The sequence below is a fragment of the Pseudactinotalea sp. genome (assembly GCF_048594945.1).
In the GTDB taxonomy this organism is placed as follows: Bacteria; Actinomycetota; Actinomycetes; order Actinomycetales; family Beutenbergiaceae; genus Pseudactinotalea.
In genome coordinates this window covers 1-22,297 of sequence record NZ_JBMDXJ010000398.1, presented here as the reverse complement: position 1 = coordinate 22,297, position 22,297 = coordinate 1, and the positions used below count along the sequence as shown (strand labels likewise).

Below are 22,297 nucleotides of genomic sequence, written 5' to 3'. Positions count from 1 at the left end.
AGCGCACGGGTCGACCGGTGGCGCTGGTCGTGGTGGCCGTCGCGCTCCTCGGCATCGGCCTCAGCCACCCGAACGCAGCGCTGGCCACCGGGGTGCTGGCGCTGCCGGTGCTGGCCGGCGCAGTCGTCCGCGCTGCCCGGCAGTCGCGCACGAGCCGCCGCGTCCCACCCGTGGTGGCGCCGGTTCTGGCCACGCTCGCCGTGGTGGGCATGCTCGCGGTCTTCCTCGTCTCGCCGCTCGCCGCCTCGGTGACCGGCTACGCATCAGACGAGATCGAGCCACTCGGCGTGGCCGTGCTCGAGGTGCTCTCCGGCCGCTACCGGCTGTGGCCCACCGCCGCCGGTTCCGTGGTGGCCGGGCTCGCCATCGGAGGCGCCGTGCTCGCGCTCCTGCGGCGGCACCGACTGCCGGCGTTGCTGCTGCTGGTGGCCTGGGTGCTGTACGTGGACGCCGCCACCGGCGGCCACCTGCAGATCTCTCGCCTCTGGTACACCTCACCCGCGCGCCTGTCGGTGGTGGTCACCATGATCGCGGTGCCGCTCGCAGCCGGCGCGCTCGTGGCCGCGGCCGAGCGCCTCCGTGGCCGGGCCGGCGCCGTTGTCGCGATGGCCACCGCCGTCATCCTAGTCGGGGCGATCACGGTCCCCAGCATCACCGGCCGCACGTTCCGGGTGGCCAACGTGTTCCAGGACGAACCGGGCCACCCACCCCAGTTCGTGACCACCGGCGAGCTGGAGATGATCGCGGACCTGCCGGACGCCGTCGACGGCACGATCCTCGGCAGCCCGTTCTCGGGCGCGTCCAGCGCCCACGGGCTGGTGGGCGTGCCGGTCGTGTTCCCCGTGGCCGGGCAGGTGTGGTCGCCGGAGCAGCAGCTGATCATGGACAACTTGGACCAGCTCGACTCAGGTGAGATCTCCGCGGAGGTGTGCGACGCCGTCGAGCGCCTCCAGGTCCGCTACCTCTACCAGGACAGCGCGCCCTACCAGGCCGACCCCCGCTACGAGGCGCTCGATCTGATCGACCCGGCCGGCGCGAGGATCATCGCCGAGGGCGACACCGCCCGCGTGCTCGAGCTCGCCCCCTGCAGCTGACCGCGCTCAGTGACTGCGCCCGAACACGCGCACTGACACTCCGCGGGCAGCAGCCTTGGCCAGCCTGGCGTCGCACGTGCACAGCGTCGCCTCCAGCGTCTGCGCGACCGCGAGATACCAGGCGTCATAGCTGGTGACCTCGTGCCGTCGAGCCCAGATCTGATCGGCAAACGGTGCGGCGGCGTACCGCGCGATCACGAGATCACGAAAGTCGCTGCGGGCCTGGTCCGCGACCTCCGGGATCACCTTGCCACCGAGCTCGAGGCCGCGCAGCACCGAGTACACCTCGATGTCGAGCAGGTGTGGAGCCGCGACATCGCCGGCGAGCAGATCCACGAGCTCGGCGTCGACGTCACGACCGATCAACGCCTCGACCATGGCCGAGGCGTCGATCACGATCACCTGCGGCCCTCGTCCAGCGCCGCGAGGATCTCGTCCGTACTCGGGCCGCTCGAGCGGTCACGCTCGGCCAGCCGTGCGACCACCTCGGCGTTCGTCGGGCGCTGGGCGAGGTTCGTCAGCTCCCCAGCCACGTAGGTGGACAACGACTTCCCCTCGGCCGCGGCGCGCCGCTTGAGGACCTCAGACACGGACTCAGGGACGTCGCGGATGTACAGGGTCGCCATGGATCGATGATAGCAGTCTGCTAGCAGCCGCTCACTCGATCCGCGGGCGCTCCGGCGGCAGATGCTCCACGGCTCCCTGCGCGCGGCCCTCGGCGAGGTACCACGCCACCATGGTGGCCAGGCCCTGCCGCAGCGGCACCGGCTGCTCGTACCCGGTCTCGCGAACGCGATCGGCCGCGAAGGAGGTCTCGGCATCGGCAAGCTTGCGGATCCGGTCGCTCGTGATCGGGAGGTTGCGACCGGTGACCTTGGCGATGAGGTCGAACGGCGTGGCCGCGAGGATCGCCGGCTGCAGCGGCAGCCGCCATCGCGGCGCGCGTCGCCCGAGCCCGCGGTACACCTCGGCGAGGATCTCCGACGACGTGAGGTCGGGCTGGTCCACGCAGTTGTAGACCTCGTCCTCACGCAGCGCGGGCTGCGTCCACAGGTGCAGGATCGCTGCCACGATGTTCGCCACGAAGATCATGCTCTTGCGGTTCGAGCCCGCGCCCACCGGGAAGAACCGGCGCCGGTAGACCTGGTGGATCATCCGGTACACGTTCGCGTAGTTGCGCGGCCCGAACACCACCGCGGGGCGGATCATCAGTAGTCGCCGGCCCTCCTGCTGCGCCGCCCAGGCGCGGTAGACGCCCTCGGCCTCGAGCTTGGTGCGGCCGTAGTCGTTGACCGGGCTCGGGGTCGAGCTCTCGTCCGGACGCGGCCCCGCGTTCCCGTACACCGCCACGGAGGAGTAGAAGCAGAGGTTCGTCACGCCCGCAGCGACCATCGACGCCACCACGGCGCGTGCGCCGTCGACGTTCACTGAGTCGAACGTGGCCGGGGTGAGCCCGAAGTCGTGGTGCGCAGCCGCGAGATTGAGCACCGCGTCGCAACCCTCCAGGGTGCGGGTGAGTGAGGCGGCGTCGCGGATGTCACCGCGCACGTCCTGCACCTCATCGGGCAGCGGGTGCTCCGGCGGGTACAGGTCGTAACTCACCACGCTCATGCCCGCCTCGACCAGGGCCGGGATCACGTGCGATCCGATGAACCCCGAACCGCCCAGAACCGCGACACGATCACCGGCGCTCAGCTGAATGCTCACGCCCACCCTCTCGTTGCTGCTGCATCCCGGCGATCGTAGTGGGCCGACCTGGCTGTCACCCTGGCGGGCGGCGGCGGGGAGGATCGCAGAGGTGGGCGCAGCGCCGTGACCTGCGCCATTGCCCTCCACAATCTCTTCACGGACCGTGCGCGGCGCTGCCGCCACTACGGCCGGTGCGTTGCCTAGGCTCATGCCTCGATGACGCAACCTCGCCATGCCTCCGGACCCTCGGTCCGCCGTCGCGACCTTCGCGCGAACGGCACCCGGCGCGCCCCGGCGGCCGCCACCACGAACCGAGCAGCCGCCGGCACGCCCCGCCACGCCGGCACCCGCGCCCGGCACCGGCTGCGCGCAACCGCGGTGGCGATCGTGGGCGTGCTCGCGTTCACCAGCACGGCGATCGCCGCAACCTACAACCAGCTGCAGGGCGACGTCGACGCACTCGACGTGGGCGACCTCATCCCTGCCGGCGACGACGAGACCACCGCACCGCCCGCGGACCCCCCCGCCGGCACCCCGCTGAACATCCTCATCATCGGCTCCGACAGCCGCGCCGATGGCGGCGTGGACGACGGCTTCACCTCAGTGCTCGCCGATACGCACATCGTGGCCCATATCTCCGCCGACAGGTCACGAGTGGAGCTCGTCTCGATCCCCCGCGACACCATGGTGGACATCCCCGACTGCCCCACCACCTCCGGTGAGACCGTGTACGCCCGGTATGGCATGTACAACAGCGCGTTCGCACTGGCGTTCGCGACCGGCGGGGACACGAAGTCGGCCGTCGCGTGCGATGTCAACCTCGCGCAGTCAGTCACCGGCCTGACGATCGACGGATGGGTGCTGGTGGAGATGGGCGGCTTCGTCGACATGGTCGACGCGCTCGGCGGCGTGGACATCTGCATCCCCGAGCCGCTCTACGCGCCCAAGGCGAACCTCGATCTCGAGGCCGGCCAGCAGACGCTCAACGGCGAGGACGCGCTCGGGTACGCCCGCGCCCGCTCCGGTGACGGTCTCAACGGCTCCGACACCGGCCGCATCGAGCGCCAGCAGCACCTGATGTCGGCGATGGTCGACGAGGTGCTCTCGCGCAACGTCCTCACCGACGGCCCTGCCCTGTACAAGATGCTCCGGGCCGCGCTCAGCTCGCTGACGATGAGCAGCAACCTCGCCTCGCTCAACGACATGGCCGGGCTCGCGCTCAGCCTACGCTCGCTCGACATGGCCGACGTCACCTTCATGACCACGCCCTACGCCGCCTACCAGCCCGACCCCAACCGGCTCGTGTTCACCAGCGAGGTCGACGTGATCTGGGAACGGATGGCGGCCGACGAGCCGATCGTCCAGGAGGAGTCCTCCGACGCGGGTACCGACGGCGGTCCCGAGGGTGCCGAGACCGACCCCACCGACGGTGCCGAGACGGGCGAGCCCACCGACGAGCCGACGGACGAGCCGACCACTCCGGAGAGCGACACGGCGACCGACAACACCGACGGCGCCGCGGCGGGTGACCTCGACCCGGTCTGCTGAGCCCGTGCGCCACGCCATCCGCGAGCGGCCACGCGCCTCTCGCCGCCCACAGGCCCGACGCGCGCACGCCCGGACACCGGTGCGGCAGCGGCTCGCCGCGACGCTGCGCCATGCCCGCCGGCCGCGCCGCCAGCGCGCCCACCTCGTCACAGCGGTGGTGGCCGGGTTCGCGCTGTTCGCCACGAGCGCGGCCGCATGGACCTACCGCGGCTTCGACGACAACATCACCTCCCACGACATCGAGACGCTGCTCGGCACCGATCGCCCCTCGGCTCAGCCCGCTGATCCCGAGGACCCGCACGCCGGCCAGCCACTCAACCTGCTGCTCGTGGGCGTGGACGACCGCGAGGGCGACAACGCCCGCTTCGGCGGCGCCGGCCAGAGCGGCGTGCGATCCGACACCGTGATCCTCGCCCACGTGGCCGCGGACCGCTCCCGCGTGGAGCTGATCTCGATCCCTCGCGACTCCTGGGTGCTGATCCCCTCCTGCCCGCTGCCGGACGGCACGTGGACCGAGCCACGCGAGTTCAAGTTCAACCAGGCGTTCGCGAACGGTGGCGCCACGGGAGACGTCGGATACGGCGTGGCCTGCTCGATCCGCACGCTGGAGTCCCTCACCAACGTGCGCGTGGACAGCTTCGTGGCCGTGGACTTCTCCGGATTCATCCGGATGATCGACGCGATCGGCGGCGTGGAGATGTGCATCGAGGAGCCGATCGACGACCCGGACGCCGCCGTGCAGCTCGATCCCGGCATCCAAGTGCTCGACGGCGAGCAGGCACTCGGCTTCGCCCGCGTCCGCAAGACGATCGGCGACGGCAGCGACACCGGCCGTATCGGCCGCCAGCAGGAGCTGCTCGCCGCGACTCTGCGGACCGTGCTCGAGGCGAACCTGCTCACCGACTCCCGGGACCTGTTCCGGTTCCTCGACGCGGCGACGGCGTCCCTCACCACGAGCAGCGACCTCGGGTCGATCTCCTCGCTGGCCGGGATCGCGATGTCGCTGCGCGACATCCGCGCCGATGACATCACGTTCACGACCGTGCCGTGGGTCGACCGCGGCGATGGCGCCAACGTGGTGTGGACGGCGGAAGCGGACGAGCTGTTCGCGGCTGTCGCCGAGGACCGCCCGATCGAGGACGAGGACGCCACCACCGCCGAGGACCCGGCCGCTCCCGATGACTCCGGCTCCGAGCAGGGCGACACACCGGACCCCGCCACCACGACGCCGGACCCCGGCTCACCTAGCCTGGACGGGTCCCACGACGAGAGCGAGAGCTGCTGATGGGCTCCGACGACCCCTTTGACTTCGAAGCACCATCCGAGCCGCGTCCCCCGCGGACCGCTCCGGGCACCCCTCCTCGCAGCAACCCCGACGCCCCACCCGGGCGCCGACCTGTCCGCCGCACCACCTCGCGTGCCCGCACCGGCGGCGCCGCCACGCCGCTCTCCGGCGACCAGCCCCGTAGCCTCCCGCCGCGCCGCGAGCCCAACGGGGCCAAGCGACCCACCCAGCCCCGTACCGGCCGAGGTACGCCGACCGGTCGCGGTGACCGGCCGCCGTCGTACGCTCCCGACCAAGCCTCACCGCGCGAGGCAGGCCCACGCACCCAGGTGATGCCTGCGGGCGCAGCGCCGCGATCGGTGTCGGCGAGCAGCCGGACCGAACGGCCGGGCTCGCGCCCGCCGGACGCCCCGCCCACGACACCGCGCCCGACCAAGCCCAGGCGGAAGCGGCGCCGAGGGCGTCGCGTGGCCGCTGTGCTGATCGTGCTGCTCGTGCTCGTGCTCGCGTGGCCGATCGGGCTGATGATCTGGGCGAACGGCAAGATCAACCATGTGGACGCCACCAGCGGTGGCCTCGGCACACCCGGCACCACCTATCTGCTCGCGGGCTCCGACTCCCGCGCCGACGGAGTGCTCGACGGCGACTCCACCGAGGGGCAGCGCACCGACACGATCATGTTGCTCACGGTGCCGCGCAGCGGCGCGACATCGCTGATCTCGCTCCCCCGCGACACCTACGTGGAGATCCCCGGGCACGGCGCGAACAAGCTCAACACCGCCTACGCGTTCGGCGGGCCGGAGCTGCTCGTCGAGACGGTCGAACAGCTCACCGGAATCGGCGTGGACCACTATGTGGAGATCGGCATGGGCGGCGTGGCCGGGCTGGTCGACGCCGTAGGCGGCGTGGAGCTGTGCCTGGACTACGTGGTCGACGACCGCGACAGCGGACTGGTCTGGGAAGAGCCGGGCTGCCAGGTGGTCGACGGCGAGATGGCGCTCGCGTTCGCCCGGATGCGCAAGTCGGACCCGTTGGGCGACATCGGCCGCACCGAGTGGCAGCAGCAGGTGATCCAGGCCGTCACCGGCAAGATCGCCAACCCCTCGCTCGTGGCGAAGCCCGGCGAGCAGGTCCGGCTGGTCGACGCCGGCCTCGGAGCGCTGACCGTGAGCGAGGGCACCAACATCCTCGACATGGGGCGCATGGCTCTCGCCTTCCGCAACGCCACCGCAGAGGACGGAGTGCGCGGCGCTCCCCCGATCGCCAGCATGGATTACCGCCCCGGCGGCGTCGGCTCCACGGTGCTCCTCGACGAAGCCCTCGCCCCCGCCTTCTTCCAGTCGCTGATCGACGGTACCGTCACCAACGACGACACCCACACCCTCGGCTAGCCCCCACTCCGATTTCACTGACGATTCGTCACACCCCCGATTTCACTGACGATCCGCGACATCTGCCACAGTGGGGCCATGGCGACGATCAACGACTCCGCGGTCATCGAGCAGCTCATCCGCACCCCGGCCACGTGGGCAGTGGTGGGGCTCTCCACCAACCCTGAGCGCGCAGCGTTCAGGGTGTCCTCGTACCTGCAGTCGATCGGCACGACGATCGTTCCGGTTCACCCGAAGGCCGAGACCGTGCACGGGGCGACCGGCTACGCGACGCTCGCGGAGATCCCGGGTGATGTCGCCGTCGACGTGGTTGATGTCTTCGTCAACGCCGAGCTCGCCGGAGCGGTGGTCGACGAGGCGATCGCCCGCGGTGCGCGCGCTGTGTGGATGCAGCTCGGGGTCATCGACCACGAGGCGGCGCAGCGCGCGCTCGACGCCGGACTCGACGTGGTGATGGACCGCTGCCCCGCGATCGAAGGGCCGCGCAGCCTCGGGTGACGTCTCGTCAGTGACATCGGGTGTGGACGGCGTCAGGTGGCCAGGCGGGAGCCCGGCGGGAGCACCGGCGCGAGCGTGAAGCGGGAGTTGCCCCACAGCGCATAGAGCAGGGGCGCGGCGGTGAGCCCGACCGCGATGGCCGGGTGCAGCGTGAACAGCGCGGCCTGCATCGCGAGGATCACGAGCGTGAACAGGCTGAGGTACCAGCGCTTGACCGCCAGGTAGATCGAGGCCTTCAGCACGTCGCGAAGCCGGGCATCCGGCCGCTCGACGCTCGCGACCAGGGCGAGCACCGCCGTCGCCACTCCGAGCGCGAGGACCACGAGCAGGAACCCGCCCAACGCGACCGCCCACCGGCTTGTGCCGAGCACCACGAGGTCGACCCCGACCACCACGGCCAGCCCGATCACCGCCGAACCGACCGCCAGCGAACGCCGCATCGTGCGCCACCAGCCGGACCAGAATGCCGACAGCACTCCCCCGATGCGGCCGGTCCCGAGGTGCCGGAACACCCCGAACAGAGCAGGCAGCGCCGGCACTGACGCCACCGCAGCGAGCGCGAGCGCCGGCCAGGACGCCCGTGGGTCGGTGGTGATCAGCAGCACCAGCAGCGGCGAGGTGGCCAGCGCCAGGCAGACGTTCGCGATCAGCGCAGCCGCGACCGTGCTGAAGATCGTCTCCCAGGTGATCGCGGAGACGCGCAGCAGCGGCTGCCGCTGGCTCACCGCGGTCATCCCTTCACGCCCGTGGTCGCGATGCCCTGCACGAAGTAGCGCTGCCCGAGCAGGAAGATCAACGCGATCGGGAGCACCGACAACACTGAGCCGGTCATGATCAGCGCGTGCTCGGCGTTGTACTGCGACACGAGCGACTTCAGCCCGATCTGGATCGTCCAGATCTCCGGCGAGCGCAGGTAGATCAGCGGACCGAGGTAGTCGTTCCACACGTTGACGAACGTCAGCAGGGTCAACGAGGCCACAGCCGGCCCGGACAGCGGAAGCACCACACGGCGCCAGATGCCGTACTCGGACAGGCCGTCGATCCGTGCCGCTTCGGAGAGCTCCTCCGGGATCGACTCGTAGTACTGCTTCATGAGGAACACCCCGAAGGCGCTGAAGGCCTGCAACGCGATCATCGCCCACAGCGTGTTCGACAGGTTCAGCTTCGACATCAGGATGAACTGCGGAATCATGTACGCCTGCCACGGCACCGCGATCGTGCCCACGTAGGCGAGGAACAGCACGTCACGTCCGCGGAAGCGGACCTTCGAGAAACCGTAGGCCGCGAAGCTGCCGGTCAGCACCTGAAGGAACGTGATGACCACCGAGAGCAGCAGCGTGTTCCGCAGCCACGTGGTCATGTTGGCCTTGGTCCAGATGTCCAGGTAGTTGTTCCACACCAACGGATCTGGGATCCACTGGATCGGCACCGTGAAGATCTGGTTGTTGTTCTTCAGCGAGGAGATGACCATCCACACGAAGGGCACCAAGATCGCAGCGGCAGCGGCGACCATCACCACATACAGCACCGCACGCCCGACCACCTGCCACGGCGTGCGCTTGCCCGCGCGCCGCTGCGGTGCGCTCGGGGGGTCGAGGGTCAGCGTGGCCATCAGCGATCCCTCCGCTTGTTGACGAGGAACTGCACCACGGTCACGCTGATGCAGATGAGGAACAGCACGATCGCGACCGCGGATGCGTACCCGAAGTCGTTCTCCTCGAAACCCTTGCGGTAGATGTACTGCGAGAGCACGAGTGTGGCGGTACCCGGCCCGCCGTTCGTCATCACCAGGATCAGATCGAACACCTTGAAGGATCCGATCGTCAGCATCACGGTCACGAAGAACGTGGTGGGCCGCAGACCGGGCAGCGTCACGTTGCGGAACCGCTGCACCGCGTTCGCGCCGTCGATGCGCGCCGCCTCGTACAGCTCGCTCGGTATCGCCTGCAGCCCGGCGAGGAACAGCAACATGTAGTAGCCCATGTCGCGCCACACCGAGACGATGATGACGGCGGGCATCGCCCAGTCCGTGGAGATCGTCCAGCCGGGTGGGTTCGCGATGCCGAGGGCATTCAGGAACTGGTTGACCGGCCCGGCCTCGGGCGAGAACAGCATGTTCCACACCACCGCGATCGCCACGATCGAGGTGATGTACGGGAAGAACGCGACCGTGCGGAAGAACGCGACGCCCTTCAACTTCTGGTTGAGCAGGATCGCGAGTCCGAGCGAGACCGCCAACGTCAGCGGGATGTGGAACACCGCGTAGTAGCCGGTGTTGAACAGCGCCGTGTGGAAGGTGCGGTCAGTGAGCAGCCGCCGGTAGTTGTCCAGCCCGGTGAAGTCGGCCGCACCGAACGCGTTCCAGGTGGTGAAGCCCAGGTACATGAGGATCAGCACCGGCACGAGCGTGAAGGTCGCGAAGCCGAGGAAGTTCGGCAGGATGAAGGTCCACCCGACCAACGTGCGGTGACGCCTCAGTCGGCGGCCAGGTGCGCGCGGCCGCTCGATGCTCGTCGCTGACATGAAGGGCTCCTTGAAGCGTGAGGAGGGATCCTCGCCGGCGATGGCCGACGGCGGTCGGTCACCGCCGGCGAGGAGTGCTCAGTCGGTCAGTGCTAGCCCAGCACCTCGGACTGGGCGCGCTGGATCGCGTTGGCGATACCGTCGGCGGCGCTGACGCTGCCGGACATGATCTCCGAGTGCGCATCGTCGAGGATGCTCTGCAGCGCCGGGGTTCCGGAGTCGACCGGCGCCTCGGTGACCGGGGTCTGCGAGGTGAAGGCGAACCGTGCGAGGTCATCGGTGGGGACGCCGTCGAGCGCGAACATGACGTCGGCGACCGCGTCGCTGGTGTTGGCCGGCATGATGCCGATCTCGGCGAGGGCGCTGGAGGCATCCTCCGAGCCGATGTACGCCAGGAACTCCTTGGCGGCGTCGACCTTGCTGTCGTCGATCGCGGGGTTGATGCCGATCGCGGTCGGGTTGCCCTCGGTGATCGGGGCGTCCACGGTCGAGGAGTCCAGCTGAGGCATCGGCGCGAAGCCCCACTCGAAGGTCTCGGCGTCGCCGCTCTCACGCTGCGCGAGCAGCGTGGCCACGTACCAGGACCCCATGGGCATCATGGCCGCCTGCTGCGTGCCGAACTGCCCCTGGTAGCTGAGGGAGTTCGTGGTCACGGTGCCGTAGCTGGCCTGCGCGCCCGCATCCTGCAGCTCGAGCACGCGGTCGTAGTACTCGACCATGTAGTCCCAGTTGGCGGACAGGTAGTCCTCGTCGCTGCCGGCCTGCGCGTTCGCGAAGCCCTGCACGGCGCTCGCCCAGTTGTGCTGGTAGGTGCCATCGGCGTCGAGCTCGTCCGCCAGTGTGAGCGCGGCATCGGCGTAGTCGTCCCAGGTCCACGAGCCGTCCGGGTAGTCGACGCCGGCCTCGTCGAAGAGCTCCTTGTTGTAGTAGAGGAACCACGCGTCCTGTCGGTACGGGATCGCGTACGTGTTGCCATCCTCGGCCACGTAGCTGTCGAGCCCGTTGACGCCCTCCGGCAGGCCTTCGGCCACGTCGCTCACGTCGAGCAGCTGCCCGCCCTCCTGGTAGGTGGGGAACGTGGTGACGGTCTTGAGCGGGTACAGGTCCGGCGCCGAGCCGGCGGCGAGGTCTGCCGTCAGCTGGGTGTCGTAGTTGGTCGCGTCGTACTCGAGCATCGTGATCGTGATGTCCGGGTTCTGCTCGGCGAATCCGTCCACGAGCAGCTGAAACTCCGGGGTGGTCGAGAGCGACCAGCCGGCGAGCTGCAACTCGACCGGACCGCCGTCGCCCTCCGAGCCGCCACCGTCTCCGGAGCAACCGGCGAGCACGAGCATCGCCCCCGCCGCCACGGCCACGCCGGCCTTCATCATGCGCCTCATCGCGTTACTTCCTCTCCTGCTGGGGTTGTGGCCCGCTGTTCGAGCCTGAATGTGTGTGGTCTGGATGTCCGACGGCGGCCCGTCGCCTCATGCGCTCAGCCCCATCGCCTCGGGGGTCACCACGCCGGGAATCGGGGTGTCGGAGCTGAGTGCCTCCAGCGCATCGAGCGCGTGCTGTGCCAGCCGCCGCGTCTCGGAGCCGAGTGAGCCCGCCAGGTGTGGCGTGACCAGCACGTTGGGGAGCGTGAGGAGCCCGTGTCCGGCGGGGAGCGGTTCGGGTTCGGTGACGTCGAGGATCGCGTCGAGGCGGCCGCCGGCGCACTCGCGCAGCAAGGCGTCGTGATCGAGGACCCCGCCGCGGGCGGTGTTGATGAGCGTGGCACCGTTGGGCAGCAGCGCGAGCTCGGCGGCGCCGATCATGCCGCGGGTGCTCTCGACGAGCGGGGCGTGCAGCGACACGCTCTCGCTGGCGGCGAGCAGCGCGGGCAGCGGGACCAGGGCGCCGCCGGCAGGGGCGCCCTCGGCGGCGTCGGCATACGGGTCCGCGACGAGCACGCGCGCGGGCTCGAGCACCCGACGTACCAGGTCGAGCGTGCGCCGGCCGATCCGGGAGAAGCCCACCAGGCCGATCGTGCGCCCCCGGTTGGACAGCGCCGAGGTGTCGACACCGCCCCAGGTCACGGGCAGATCCCGGTTGATCGCCGCCATCGGGATCGCACGCTTGCCGGCGAGGATGATCGCGGCGAGCGTGAACTCCGCCACCGGGATCGCGTTGGCGTCAGCCGCCGAGGTCACCGTGATGCCGCGCTCGTGCACCTGCGGCGGGAGCAGCTCGCGCACGCTCCCGGCGGCGTGCAGGATCGCGCGCAGCCGCGGTGCCGCATCGAGGATCTCGGGCGTGATCGGCGGGCACCCCCACGAGGTGATCAGCACCTCGACCTCGGCCAGGCGTGCCAGTGCTGCGTCGTCGAACGCCTCGGAGCAGGCGGGGTCACCGAGTGAGGCGAGCGCGCTGAGTCGCTCGCGCTCAGCCGCGCCGAACAGCTCCCGGTAGACGGGCTCACCCATCACCAGCAGCGCCTGCAGGTCACCCATGACCACCGATCTCTCTCGCCGTCGAGGGCGTGAAGTTGCGTTTCTGTTCGCTTAGTTGCCTAAGATGTGCGAGCACCGTAAGCGAACAACTTCGCGCATGTCAACACGACAAGACCGAACACACGGGATCATCGATGTGAGCGGCACACTGTGCACACGCAGGAGGGCAGGGAATGAACGACGGCGTCACACCACCGACCGAGGAACGCGCTCTCGGCGCGTCTCGGCGCACCCAGATCCTCACCGTGGTTCGCCGACACGGCACGGTCCGGGTAGCCCAGCTCGCCGCCGAGTTCGCCGTGACACCGGTGACGATCCGCCGTGACCTCGACGACCTCGCCGAAGCCGGCCTGGTCGCACGGGTGCACGGTGGCGCCACCGCGATCGACGAGCCGACCGCGAGCGAGCCCACCCGGCGCGACGCCCCCGCCGCACCTCGACATGGCCTCATCGGCATGCTCGTCCCGTCGCTCACCGTCTACTGGCCGGACATCGCCCGCAGCGTGGAGAGCGAGGTGCGCCGGGCGGGCCTGCGGCTGCTGCTGCACGAGTCCAGTTACTCGGCCACCGACGAGCGGCCCGATCTCGATGGCCTCGTCGATGCCGGTTGCGTCGGCATACTCGCAGCGCCCAACATGAGCAGCGAGTCCGGCGAGCGCACGCGCGAGTGGCTCCGCGAAGCACCGGTGCCGGTGGTGCTGGTCGAGCGCACCGCCGTCGTGGACCACTACCAGCGCGCCGTTCCCTCGGTGATCTCCGACCACCGGCTCGGGGGCGAGATGGCCACCCACCACCTGGCACAGCTCGGCCACCGCCGGATCGGCGCCGTGCTCGCCGACACCCCCCATACCAAGGAGATCCAGGAAGGATGGGAACGCGCCACCGCCGCGCTCGGCCTCGCCCCCGCGCCCGTCGCGTTCGTCCCGAATCGACACACGGCCGAGTTCGAGCCGACGCTGACCGCCGCGCTCGAGACTTTCCTCGCCGATGGCGTCACCGGGCTGTTCGTGCATTCCGACCCGGAGGCGGTCCGACTCGCCCAGATGGCTGCCCGCCGCGGCACCACGATCCCGCAGGACCTCTCCGTGGTCTCGTATGACGACGAAGTAGCCGCTCTCGCCTCTCCCCCGCTCACCGCGCTACGCCCGCCGCGTCAGGAGGTCGGCCGCGCCGCCGTGGCGCTGCTGCTCGAGCGCCTCGCCGACCCCGCGCGCGCGATCCACCGCGTGGCGATCAGCCCCACGCTCGTGGTTCGGGAGTCGACTCGGCCTCCGAGCTGACCACCGATCCCGAGCGGCGTGATGAACTGACGGTCATGACAGCCGCCACCGGCCACGTGGTCATCCTCAACGGACCGCCCCGATCGGGCAAGAGCAGCATCGCGGCCGCGGTGCAGAGTTCCGTCGAGGGGACGTGGATCCACCTCGGGGTCGACTCCTCGGTCGCCGCGACGCCCGCTCACCTGCACCCCGGCATCGGGCTGCGGCCTGGCGGGGAGCGCCCTGATCTGGAGCCGCTCGTGTCGACGCTCACCGAGGCCCTGTACGGCGCTGTGGCCGTGCACGCCCGTCTCGGCCTCGACGTCGTCGTCGACGCGGTGCACCACCACGACTACGCGACCCCGCTCGACACGTTCGCGATCGCGCAGCAGCAGCTCCGCGGCGTGCCCACGCTGGTGGTGGGCGTTCGCTGCCCCCTCGAGGTGATCCGCGAGCGCCGTCGCGCGACGTGGGGCGGCGCAGGCTACGTGGCCAGCGCGCACACCCCCGACCCGGTGCAGCGGTGGCAGCACGCCGTCGAGGAGGCCGTGCGGTCCGACCTGGAACTCGACACCTCCGAGCAGACTCCCTCGGAGTGTGCGCGTGTGATCGCGGCTACGCTCGGGCGGGCCGTCAGCCTGCGTTGAACCCCGGCTTCTGCGCCCGCTGGGCGCGCAACTTGGCACCCTTCTCGACGGCGGCCTGACGCAGCTGGTCCTGGAACGTCGCCATCTGTTCGCGCAGCCTGGCGCCGAGGTCGTCGCCGCCGGCGGCGAGCACGCGGACGGCGAGCAGCCCGGCGTTGCGGGCGCCGCCCACACTCACCGTGGCCACCGGTACGCCCGCGGGCATCTGCACGATCGAGAGCAGCGAGTCCATGCCGTCGAGGTGCTGCAGCGGGACGGGCACGCCGATCACCGGCAGCGGTGTCACGGCGGCGAGCATGCCCGGCAGGTGCGCAGCACCGCCGGCGCCGGCGATGATCACGCGCAACCCACGCGCGGCCGCCTGCTCGCCGTAGGCGATCATGTCGGTCGGCATCCGGTGCGCGGAGACCACGTCGGCCTCGTACGGCACCCCGAACTCCTCCAGCGCGGTCGCTGCCTGCTCCATCACGGGCCAGTCGGAGTCGGAGCCCATCACGACCCCCACCAGTGGCTCTGTCATCGCTGCTCCTCGCTCGGGTTCTCGCCACGCAGGATCGCGACGGCGGCGGTCGCCTTCTCGCGGCAGGTCGCCAGGTCATCGCCGGTCACGGTCACGTGGCCGAGCTTGCGGCCCGGGCGCACCGCCTTGCCGTACAGGTGCACCTTGGCCTCGGGATAGCGCGCCATCAGGGCCGGGTACGCCGTGCTCGGGTCCTCCAGGTCGGAGCCGAGCAGGTTGATCATCACGGCCCACGGCGCGGTCGCGGCGGTGTCCCCCAGCGGCAGGTCGAGCACCGCACGCAGGTGCTGCTCGAACTGGCTGGTGACCGACCCGTCGATCGAGAAGTGGCCCGAGTTGTGCGGGCGCATGGCGAGCTCGTTGACCACCACACCCTCCGCCGTCGCGAACATCTCCACGGCAAGCACCCCGGTGACGCCCACGCCCTCGGCGACCGTGCGGGCGATCTCCTCGGCTTGCTCAGCGAGCCCGGGTTCGAGCCCGGGCGCGGGTGAGACGACCTCGGCGCACACGCCGTCGCGCTGGATCGTCTCGACCACCGCCCACGAGCGCATCTCGCCCGAGGGGCGCCGCGCGACCAGCGCGGCGAGCTCACGCACGAACGGGACCTTCTCCTCCGCGAGGAGAGGGCCGCCGTCGGCCATCCAGTCGGAGATCTCGACGGCGGAGCTCACCACCCGGACACCCTTGCCGTCGTAGCCGCCCACCGGGGTCTTGACGATGACCGGCCAGCCGACCTGCTCGGCGAACGACTCGAGATCTGCCGGGCTGTCGATGCGCGCCCAGCGCGGGCACGGGACGCCGAGCTCACCGAGGCGGGTCCGCATGTGGAGCTTGTCCTGCGCACACGACAGGGCGTCCGGACCGGGCTGGACGCTGACACCTTCGGCCTGCAGCGCGCGCAGGTGGTCGCCGGGGACGTGCTCGTGCTCGAACGTGAGCACATCGGCTCCGGTGACCAGGCCACGCAGGTCCGCGATGTCCTTCGGGGTGCCCACAGGGCTGTCGGGGAGCACCTGGGCGGCGGCGCCGTCGGCTGCCTCGACCAAGGCACGCAGCCGGATCTGCAACGCGGCCGCAGGCTCGGCCATCATGCGGGCCAGCTGCCCGCCCCCCACCACAGCGCCCACGGGACCCACGGGCAGCAAGCCTACCGGGCAGCCCTGCCCGTGCTCGACGAGGGAACTGCTCAGCCCCGCGTGGCATCCTGACGCCGTGGAACGGCTCAGACACTGGCTGCTGGTGCGGCACCGCAGCAACTGGATCCAGCTGTTCCGGTTCGGGCTGGTGGGCGGCACAGGTGTGGCGGTCAACCTGCTCGTGATGGTGATCTGCAAGCGGCTGGGCGCGCACCCGGAGGCGATCGCGGTCGACCTTCCGTACACGGACTTCAACGTGCGCTGGTACCACGTGTTCTCCACGCTCGCGTTCCTCGTGGCCAACCTGTGGAACTTCCAGCTCAACCGCTGGTGGACGTTCCGCAGCGCGAAGCACTCACCGTGGTGGCGGGAGTACCCGCCGTTCCTCGTGGTCGGGCTCGCGGCGCAGATCGTGGGACTGGGGATCCTCACGCTGCTGATGCACCCCCACTCCCCGCTCGAGCTACCCACCGACGTGTTCGATGACACCACCGGCTTCCGCACCAAGGTCTACTGGGCGCAGCTGATCTCGGTGGTGCTCGTGACCCCGGTCTCGTTCGTGCTCAACAAGATCTGGACCTTCCGCCGCGTCCGCACCCGCGACGGCCGCTCGCTCGCCGCAGCCGCCCACCTCGAACCCGACCCGTCCCCACAGAAGACCCCCTAGCACCGAGCCGCGCGCGCTGAGCCACCTCAGAGGCGCGGTCACGACAGCCCGATGCGCGGGGTTCTGCGCGCGAGAATGGCTGGGTCTGGCGGGAGCACGCGAGGAACGAGCGTGCGGATGGTTCTTCTCGCGCGCAGAACCCCGCGGAGCGGGCACCCAGCCGCAGTCACCCGCCAGCCGGGAGACCTCAGCGCCGCCGCCGCCTCCTCCCCACCACCACCATCGATCCCGGCGGAAGCACGTCGTGGTCGGTGAGGCGCTTGGGCACGGCGGCGAGGAAGATGGCGAAGACCGCGGGGCGGCGTTGCGCGAGGTCCAGCCGGCCGCCGTCGGCAGTCACGAGATCCCGGGCGAGGCCGAGGCCGAGGCCGGTGCCCTTGCCGGAGGTGACATGGCGCTGGAAGATGCGCGGGGCGAGGTCGTCGGAGACGCCTTGGCCCTCGTCGGCGACCTCGATCACCACGCCCACCTCGGCACCTGACTTCGAGGGGCGCGCCTCCACGCTGGTGGTGCCGTCGCCGTACTTGAGGGAGTTCTCCAGCAGCGTGGACAGGGCCTGCGTGAGGGCGCCCGGGGTCGCGAGCACGGCGAGGTCGTCTTGGTCGGAGAACTGCAGCGGCCGGCCCGCCCGCTTGAAGGTGGGACCCCACTCGCGCTGCTGCTGCTCGAAGATCTCCGAGAGCTGGAGCGGCTCGGTGGTGCCGCCGTCGGTGCGTCGTGCCGCGGAAAGAAGGTCGTCGACCACACCGACCAGCCGCTCCACCTGCTCGAGCGAGATCCGCGCCTCCTCGGCGATATGCGGGTCGTCGGCGGTCATCTCGATCTCCTCGAGCCGCATCGTCAACGCGGTCAAGGGCGTGCGGAGCTGGTGGCTGGCGTTGGCGGCGAACTCCTTCTCCGCTGCCATCCGCGAGGCCATCCGTTCGCCGGATCGCACGAGCTCGCTGGCCACGAGGTCGATCTCCTCGACGCCCGATGTCTTGATCGAGGGACGTGCGCGGCCCGCACCCAGTTGTTCGGCGCTCGCCGCCAGGTAGATCAGCGGGGCTGCGAGCCTGCGGGCCTGCCAGCTGGCGACCAGCGCCCCCACCCCGAACGCCACCATCGATGCCACGACCACGAGGATCACCACCTGCGCGCCGCGCCAGAACAAGGCGTCCGCGGGACCCTCCACGCGCACGGCCGCCCCGCTGGGCGTGCCCTGCGAGCGTGCGAGGGCGGCCCCCTCGATCTCGTCGCCGGCCGCGATCACCTCGCCGTCCGGCGTGGTGACGGTGATCCGCATCGGTATGCCCACGGAGTCGTCGACCCAGCGAGCCACCGAGGCGGAATCGATCTCCAGGCCCGAGATCAGGCGCGTCTCCACCGTGCGCGCGACGCTCTGGGTACGCAGCACGAGATCGGAGACCACCGCCTCTCGCACCATCACGGCGCCGAAGACGGCCATCGGCACGCCGAGCAGAAGGACCGCGACGGTCACCGCCGCGATCGTCGCGGTGAGAACACGCCTCCGCAGCTCAGTGCTCCTCGGTCTCGAACCTGAAACCCATGCCGCGCACCGTGGAGATGTAGCGCGGGGAGTTCGCGTCGTCGCCGAGCTTGCGGCGCAGCCAGGACACGTGCATGTCGAGCGTCTTGGTGGAGCCGGACGGGTCGGAGGCCCACACCTCGCGCATCAGCGACTCACGCGAGACCACGGAGCCGGCCTCCCGCACGAGCACGCGCAGCAGCTCGAACTCCTTCGCCGTCAGAGACAGTTCACGCTCACCTTGAAACGCCCGGTGCGCGGCGACATCGACCTTGACGTCCTGCGCACCGATCTCGTCCTCGTCCTCACCGTCGCTCCCCGCCCGGCGCAGCAGCGCACGCACGCGGGCCAGCAGCTCGGCCAGCCGGAACGGCTTGGTCACGTAGTCGTCGGCGCCGGCATCCAGCCCCACGACCAGGTCCACCTCGTCGGCACGCGCGGTCAGCACCAGGATCGGGGTGCTCATCCCCTGGTTGCGCACCCAGCGGGCCACGTCGAGACCGTCCATGTCGGGCAGGCCGAGGTCGAGGACCAGCAGGTCCGCAGAGCTCGCCTGGTCGATCGCGCCGCCACCGGTGCCGTGCACGGACACGTCGTAGCCCTCACGCGACAGCGCACGAGCCAACGGCTCGGCAATGGCAGGGTCATCCTCAGCTAATAGGACTCGGGTCACTCGGCCATGCTAATGCCATGAAGCGGGGTGGTGAGTGTCAAACCGCAGCCGGCCCACCGCCGTCGTCATGATGAGCACGGCCGAGCCGCACGGGCCGCACCACCCCCAGGCCCTGCACCGCGACCGGGGCTTGCGCCGACAGCGTCACCCCCGGCTCGGAGGCCTCGAGCAGGGCCGCGCTCACGTCGTCGAGCACCACCGCTCCGGCCGGTGCGACGTCACCGAGCCGTGAGGCGAGATTGACGCTCGGCCCGAAGACATCCCCCGACAACGAGAGCACCCGCCCCCACACCAGCCCACCGCGCACCTCGAAGCCCGCGCGGCTCATCACCTCGAGCAGCTGCAGCGCGACCTCTGCCCCGGTGCGCAGGTCATCGGCGACGAACAGCACCGCGTCCCCGATCGTCTTGACCACGCGAGCACCATTGCCCGCGATGGTGTCCCGCGCGGCCGTCTCGAAGCTCTGCACGAGGTCCGCGAGGGCTGCCGGTGTGAGTCCGGCGGTGCGCTCGGTGAAGGAGACCATGTCGAGGAAGCCCACGGCACGCTCCAGTGGCAGCTCCCCGTTCTCCGGCGGCTGCGGCGCGTGCGCACGCGCGATGTCACGGTCGAGGCGCCCCAGCAGCGCCACCAGCTGCCGCCGCCAGGTGTGCACCATCTGCTGCTCGAGCACCGGGACGAGCGCGGCCAGGCGGTCGAGCACCACCAGCCGGGCGGAGGTGTCGTCCAGCCGGTACCGAGCCGCGGCATCCTCGACCAGCGCCTCCAGCTGCCACAGCGCGAGCCGGTCGGCGCTGTGGCCCTGCGCACGCACCAGCGTCTGCGCGGCGTTCAGGCCCACCGTTCCCTCCTCGACCAGCGCAGCCATCCGCACGAAGACCGCGACATCGCCCTCGGTGAAATGCGGGACGTCGTCGGGCACGTCGGCGAAACCCAACGAGCGCCAGAAGCCGCGAAGCAGCTGGACGCTCTGCCCCGTGCGCTCGGCCACCTCGAGGGTCGTCAGGGTCCGCTCGTCACCGAGCAAGGTGCGGGCGAGCTCTTGGTAGGTCGACCCGGCGGAGTCAGCTTCCTCGACCACGCTCGTGAAACTACCGCCCTTCGCCGCTGCTCGCCCGCAGATGCTCGACGTCCCCGGCCATCACCACCCGTTCCGACCCGCCGGCTTCGGCGATCACGAGGCCACCGGCGTCATCGATCGCCACCGCCGTGCCGGTGATTCTGGCCCCGCCCGGCAGGTGCGCCACGACCTGCGCACCGATGCTCGCGCATCGATGCTCGACGGCGTCCCGCCAGGTCGCGGGGTCGCTCGCCACGGTCTGGGCGAGGTGGGACCGGATCGCCTCGAGGAGAGCCTCCGGATCGGTATCGATCCCGTGCTCCTGCAGCGTGGTCGCCCACGGCACGGGTGCGGTACCGGCGAGGTTGACGCCGATCCCGAGGAGCACACCGGACTGGTCCGGCAGGCCCTCGGCGAGGATCCCACCGGCCTTGCGCCACGATCCCCAGCCTTCGACGTCCGCGTGAGCGGCGTCGGCGGGCAGCACCACGTCGTTGGGCCATTTGAGCCTGGCGAGACCGTGTGCGAGCGCCTCCACCACGGCGCAGCCCGCCAGCAGCGGGATCCACGGCCACGCCGCAGGCGGGATGTCCGGGCGCAGCACCAGGCTCGCGGTCAGCGCGGTCAGCTCGTCGGTCTGCCAGGCGCGGCCGCCGCGCCCGCGGCCCGCGGTCTGCCGCACCGCACGGAGGCCGGACAGGTGCGGCCACCCGGAAGCATCGGCGGCGAGCACGCGCAGGTCGTCCTGCGTGGATCCGCTCTCCTCGACCGTGATCACGAGCGACCGGCCCGGGGCATCGACATCCGTCATGTCGCCAGCGTGCCACGAAGGAACCGCACGCTCGATGGGCCGGGCGGCCCGGCGCAACCGGTTGCCGTGGCATCGAGCGCGCGATTCGTTCCGTCGTCGGCACGCACGCCGCCCTCTACGCTGGCCGACGTGACCACCTCAGACAAGCTCGCCGATCTCGACCGACGCATCGCCGAGGGCCCGGAGGCCCTGGCGAGCACCGCCGTCGAGAAGCAGGGAAAGCGCGGCAAGAAGTCCGCGCGCGAACGCATCGACGCGCTGCTGGACGAAGGCAGCTTCACCGAGCTCGACGCGTTCGCGACCCACCGCTCCTCCAACTTCGGGCTGGACAAACGGCGCGTGCCGGGCGATGGCGTGGTGGTCGGCTACGGCACCATCGACGGCCACCAGGTGGCGATCTACAGCCAGGACTTCACGGTGTTCGGCGGCTCGCTCGGCGAGGTGCACGGGCAGAAGATCAGCAAGGTGATGGACCTCGCGCTGCGTACCGGCGTGCCGTTGATCGGGATCTCCGACGGCGGTGGCGCGCGGATCCAGGAGGGCGTCGCGGCGCTCACGCAGTTCGCAGAGATCTTCCGCCGGAACGTGGCGGCCTCCGGGGTGATCCCGCAGATCTCGCTGATCCTGGGGCCGAGCGCGGGTGGTGCGGTGTACTCCCCCGCGCTCACCGACTTCATCGTGATGGCAGATCAGACGTCGAACATGTTCATCACCGGCCCGGACGTGATCCGCGCGGTGACCGGTGAGGACGTCGGCTTCGAGGAGCTCGGCGGCGGCCGCACCCACAACGAGCGGTCCGGTGTGGCGCACTACCTCGCCTCCGACGAGGAGGACGCGTTCGACTACGTCCGCGCGCTGCTGCACTACCTGCCGGCCAACAACCTCACCGACCCCGAGACGTTCCCGGTCGAGACGGACCTCGAGCCCACGCCGGAGGACCTCGAGCTCGATGCCCTGATCCCGGACTCCGACAACCAGCCGTACGACATGCACGCGCTGATCGAGGCTGTCCTCGATGACGGCGACTTCCTCGAAGTCCAGGCGCTCTACGCACGGAACGTGATCATCGGGTTCGGGCACGTGGAGGGGCACCCGGTCGGGATCGTGGCGAACCAGCCGCAGACCATGGCCGGCACGCTCGACATCAACGCCGCCGAGAAGGCCGCCCGGTTCGTGCGCACCTGCGATGCCTTCAACATCCCCGTGCTCACGTTCGTGGACGTGCCCGGCTTCCTGCCCGGCACCGACCAGGAGTGGAACGGCATCATCCGCCGCGGCGCCAAGCTGATCTACGCCTACGCCGAGGCGACCGTGCCGCTCATCACGGTCATCACGCGCAAGGCGTACGGCGGGGCCTACATCGTCATGGGCTCGAAGCAGCTCGGCGCCGACCTCAACCTCGCCTGGCCGACGGCGCAGATCGCCGTCATGGGCGCAGGCGGTGCGGTGAACATCCTGCAGCGCGGCGCGCTCAAGGCCGTCGCCGAGGCC

General features: G+C 70.5%; 23 protein-coding genes. 9 read left to right on the top strand and 14 right to left on the bottom strand.

Annotated elements, in window-relative coordinates:
• A partial coding sequence (locus tag ACOJSN_RS18095) for a DUF6541 family protein (protein ID WP_420113886.1) occupies positions 1–1,094 on the top strand: 1,094 nt, incomplete at its 5' end.
• A 6-nt stretch (positions 1,095–1,100) separates the two neighbouring features.
• Here the strand turns inward: ACOJSN_RS18095 and ACOJSN_RS18090 are convergent.
• From ACOJSN_RS18090 to ACOJSN_RS18080, 3 genes are read right to left on the bottom strand one after another with little or no spacing between them, the layout of a single operon-like run.
• Positions 1,101–1,496 (bottom strand): type II toxin-antitoxin system VapC family toxin, encoded by a 396-nt coding sequence (locus ACOJSN_RS18090; protein ID WP_420113885.1) that lies wholly within the window; start codon positions 1,494–1,496, stop codon positions 1,101–1,103.
• On the bottom strand, positions 1,493–1,720 hold the full coding sequence (locus ACOJSN_RS18085; protein WP_420113884.1) for a FitA-like ribbon-helix-helix domain-containing protein: 228 nt from the start codon (positions 1,718–1,720) through the stop codon (positions 1,493–1,495). The genes ACOJSN_RS18090 and ACOJSN_RS18085 overlap by 4 nt, the downstream gene beginning before the upstream one ends.
• Before the next feature lie 31 nt (positions 1,721–1,751).
• The gene (locus ACOJSN_RS18080; protein ID WP_420113883.1) at positions 1,752–2,801 is read right to left on the bottom strand and encodes an NAD-dependent epimerase/dehydratase family protein; all 1,050 of its coding nucleotides are present in this window, start codon (positions 2,799–2,801) and stop codon (positions 1,752–1,754) included.
• A 198-nt stretch (positions 2,802–2,999) separates the two neighbouring features.
• Here ACOJSN_RS18080 and ACOJSN_RS18075 point away from each other — a divergent pair, with 198 nt between their 5' ends.
• The 4 genes from ACOJSN_RS18075 to ACOJSN_RS18060 all read left to right on the top strand — a co-directional run bounded on the left by ACOJSN_RS18075 (position 3,000) and on the right by ACOJSN_RS18060 (position 7,505).
• On the top strand, positions 3,000–4,331 hold the full coding sequence (locus tag ACOJSN_RS18075; protein WP_420113882.1) for an LCP family protein: 1,332 nt from the start codon (positions 3,000–3,002) through the stop codon (positions 4,329–4,331).
• Between the two features lie 4 nt (positions 4,332–4,335).
• Positions 4,336–5,616, top strand: a complete 1,281-nt coding sequence (locus tag ACOJSN_RS18070; protein ID WP_420113881.1) for an LCP family protein — start codon at positions 4,336–4,338, stop codon at positions 5,614–5,616.
• Positions 5,617–6,083: 467 nt separating this feature from the next.
• Positions 6,084–7,007 carry an LCP family protein gene (locus ACOJSN_RS18065; RefSeq protein ID WP_420113880.1) on the top strand — a complete coding sequence of 308 codons (924 nt, stop codon included), beginning with the start codon at positions 6,084–6,086 and terminating at the stop codon, positions 7,005–7,007.
• A 78-nt stretch (positions 7,008–7,085) separates the two neighbouring features.
• Entirely contained in the window at positions 7,086–7,505 is a 420-nt protein-coding gene (locus tag ACOJSN_RS18060) for a CoA-binding protein (RefSeq protein WP_420113879.1), read from the top strand.
• Positions 7,506–7,537: 32 nt separating this feature from the next.
• Here ACOJSN_RS18060 and ACOJSN_RS18055 read toward each other — a convergent pair whose 3' ends face one another.
• The 5 genes from ACOJSN_RS18055 to ACOJSN_RS18035 all read right to left on the bottom strand — a co-directional run bounded on the left by ACOJSN_RS18055 (position 7,538) and on the right by ACOJSN_RS18035 (position 12,502).
• The gene (locus tag ACOJSN_RS18055) at positions 7,538–8,239 is read right to left on the bottom strand and encodes a ferredoxin-NADPH reductase (protein WP_420113878.1); all 702 of its coding nucleotides are present in this window, start codon (positions 8,237–8,239) and stop codon (positions 7,538–7,540) included.
• Entirely contained in the window at positions 8,236–9,117 is an 882-nt protein-coding gene (locus ACOJSN_RS18050; protein WP_420113877.1) for a carbohydrate ABC transporter permease, read from the bottom strand. The genes ACOJSN_RS18055 and ACOJSN_RS18050 overlap by 4 nt, the downstream gene beginning before the upstream one ends.
• Complete coding sequence (locus ACOJSN_RS18045) at positions 9,117–10,028, bottom strand: carbohydrate ABC transporter permease (protein ID WP_420113876.1); 912 nt, start codon at positions 10,026–10,028, stop codon at positions 9,117–9,119. Before ACOJSN_RS18045 ends, ACOJSN_RS18050 begins: the two co-directional genes overlap by 1 nt.
• A gap of 92 nt (positions 10,029–10,120) precedes the next feature.
• A complete protein-coding gene (locus ACOJSN_RS18040; RefSeq protein ID WP_420113875.1) occupies positions 10,121–11,407 on the bottom strand; it encodes an ABC transporter substrate-binding protein in 1,287 nt (428 codons plus the stop codon).
• Between the two features lie 87 nt (positions 11,408–11,494).
• The gene (locus ACOJSN_RS18035; RefSeq protein ID WP_420113874.1) at positions 11,495–12,502 is read right to left on the bottom strand and encodes a hydroxyacid dehydrogenase; all 1,008 of its coding nucleotides are present in this window, start codon (positions 12,500–12,502) and stop codon (positions 11,495–11,497) included.
• A gap of 173 nt (positions 12,503–12,675) precedes the next feature.
• On the opposite strand from ACOJSN_RS18035, the gene ACOJSN_RS18030 reads away from it, so the two are divergent.
• Together ACOJSN_RS18030 and ACOJSN_RS18025 are read left to right on the top strand one after the other, a co-directional pair.
• Positions 12,676–13,782, top strand: a complete 1,107-nt coding sequence (locus tag ACOJSN_RS18030) for a substrate-binding domain-containing protein (RefSeq protein WP_420113873.1) — start codon at positions 12,676–12,678, stop codon at positions 13,780–13,782.
• 35 nt (positions 13,783–13,817) lie between these two features.
• The gene (locus ACOJSN_RS18025; protein ID WP_420113872.1) at positions 13,818–14,408 is read left to right on the top strand and encodes a phosphotransferase-like protein; all 591 of its coding nucleotides are present in this window, start codon (positions 13,818–13,820) and stop codon (positions 14,406–14,408) included.
• Here ACOJSN_RS18025 and purE read toward each other — a convergent pair.
• On the bottom strand, positions 14,395–14,928 hold the full coding sequence (gene purE / locus ACOJSN_RS18020; protein ID WP_420113871.1) for a 5-(carboxyamino)imidazole ribonucleotide mutase: 534 nt from the start codon (positions 14,926–14,928) through the stop codon (positions 14,395–14,397). The genes ACOJSN_RS18025 and purE overlap by 14 nt on opposite strands.
• Positions 14,925–16,067: a 5-(carboxyamino)imidazole ribonucleotide synthase gene (locus ACOJSN_RS18015; protein ID WP_420113870.1), complete on the bottom strand. Its 1,143-nt coding sequence runs from the start codon at positions 16,065–16,067 to the stop codon at positions 14,925–14,927. Before ACOJSN_RS18015 ends, purE begins: the two co-directional genes overlap by 4 nt.
• 76 nt (positions 16,068–16,143) lie before the next feature.
• On the opposite strand from ACOJSN_RS18015, the gene ACOJSN_RS18010 reads away from it, so the two are divergent.
• Positions 16,144–16,734 (top strand): GtrA family protein, encoded by a 591-nt coding sequence (locus ACOJSN_RS18010; RefSeq protein ID WP_420113869.1) that lies wholly within the window; start codon positions 16,144–16,146, stop codon positions 16,732–16,734.
• Positions 16,735–16,921: 187 nt separating this feature from the next.
• Here the strand turns inward: ACOJSN_RS18010 and ACOJSN_RS18005 are convergent, their stop codons facing one another.
• From ACOJSN_RS18005 to ACOJSN_RS17990, 4 genes are read right to left on the bottom strand one after another with little or no spacing between them, the layout of a single operon-like run.
• Positions 16,922–18,214, bottom strand: a complete 1,293-nt coding sequence (locus tag ACOJSN_RS18005; RefSeq protein WP_420113868.1) for an ATP-binding protein — start codon at positions 18,212–18,214, stop codon at positions 16,922–16,924.
• A 37-nt stretch (positions 18,215–18,251) separates the two neighbouring features.
• Complete coding sequence (locus tag ACOJSN_RS18000) at positions 18,252–18,935, bottom strand: response regulator transcription factor (RefSeq protein WP_420113867.1); 684 nt, start codon at positions 18,933–18,935, stop codon at positions 18,252–18,254.
• Between the two features lie 37 nt (positions 18,936–18,972).
• A complete protein-coding gene (locus ACOJSN_RS17995; protein ID WP_420113866.1) occupies positions 18,973–20,016 on the bottom strand; it encodes an adenylate/guanylate cyclase domain-containing protein in 1,044 nt (347 codons plus the stop codon).
• A gap of 10 nt (positions 20,017–20,026) precedes the next feature.
• Complete coding sequence (locus tag ACOJSN_RS17990) at positions 20,027–20,806, bottom strand: biotin--[acetyl-CoA-carboxylase] ligase (RefSeq protein ID WP_420113865.1); 780 nt, start codon at positions 20,804–20,806, stop codon at positions 20,027–20,029.
• 120 nt (positions 20,807–20,926) lie between these two features.
• Here ACOJSN_RS17990 and ACOJSN_RS17985 point away from each other — a divergent pair.
• The coding region (locus ACOJSN_RS17985) for an acyl-CoA carboxylase subunit beta (protein WP_420113887.1) at positions 20,927–22,297 on the top strand (1,371 nt) is incomplete at its 3' end.

Bases quoted from the DNA above. Each gene is read 5' to 3' on its own strand.
- ACOJSN_RS18040 (WP_420113875.1), bottom strand. From the start codon at position 11,407: ATGAGGCGCATGATGAAGGCCGGCGTGGCCGTGGCGGCGGGGGCGATG.
- ACOJSN_RS18075 (WP_420113882.1), top strand. From the start codon at position 3,000: ATGACGCAACCTCGCCATGCCTCCGGACCCTCGGTCCGCCGTCGCGAC.
- ACOJSN_RS18045 (WP_420113876.1), bottom strand. From the start codon at position 10,028: ATGTCAGCGACGAGCATCGAGCGGCCGCGCGCACCTGGCCGCCGACTG.
- ACOJSN_RS18060 (WP_420113879.1), top strand. From the start codon at position 7,086: ATGGCGACGATCAACGACTCCGCGGTCATCGAGCAGCTCATCCGCACC.
- ACOJSN_RS18030 (WP_420113873.1), top strand. From the start codon at position 12,676: ATGAACGACGGCGTCACACCACCGACCGAGGAACGCGCTCTCGGCGCG.
- purE (WP_420113871.1), bottom strand. From the start codon at position 14,928: ATGACAGAGCCACTGGTGGGGGTCGTGATGGGCTCCGACTCCGACTGG.
- ACOJSN_RS18085 (WP_420113884.1), bottom strand. From the start codon at position 1,720: ATGGCGACCCTGTACATCCGCGACGTCCCTGAGTCCGTGTCTGAGGTC.
- ACOJSN_RS17990 (WP_420113865.1), bottom strand. From the start codon at position 20,806: ATGACGGATGTCGATGCCCCGGGCCGGTCGCTCGTGATCACGGTCGAG.
- ACOJSN_RS18035 (WP_420113874.1), bottom strand. From the start codon at position 12,502: ATGGGTGACCTGCAGGCGCTGCTGGTGATGGGTGAGCCCGTCTACCGG.
- ACOJSN_RS18025 (WP_420113872.1), top strand. From the start codon at position 13,818: ATGACAGCCGCCACCGGCCACGTGGTCATCCTCAACGGACCGCCCCGA.
- ACOJSN_RS18055 (WP_420113878.1), bottom strand. From the start codon at position 8,239: ATGACCGCGGTGAGCCAGCGGCAGCCGCTGCTGCGCGTCTCCGCGATC.
- ACOJSN_RS18050 (WP_420113877.1), bottom strand. From the start codon at position 9,117: ATGGCCACGCTGACCCTCGACCCCCCGAGCGCACCGCAGCGGCGCGCG.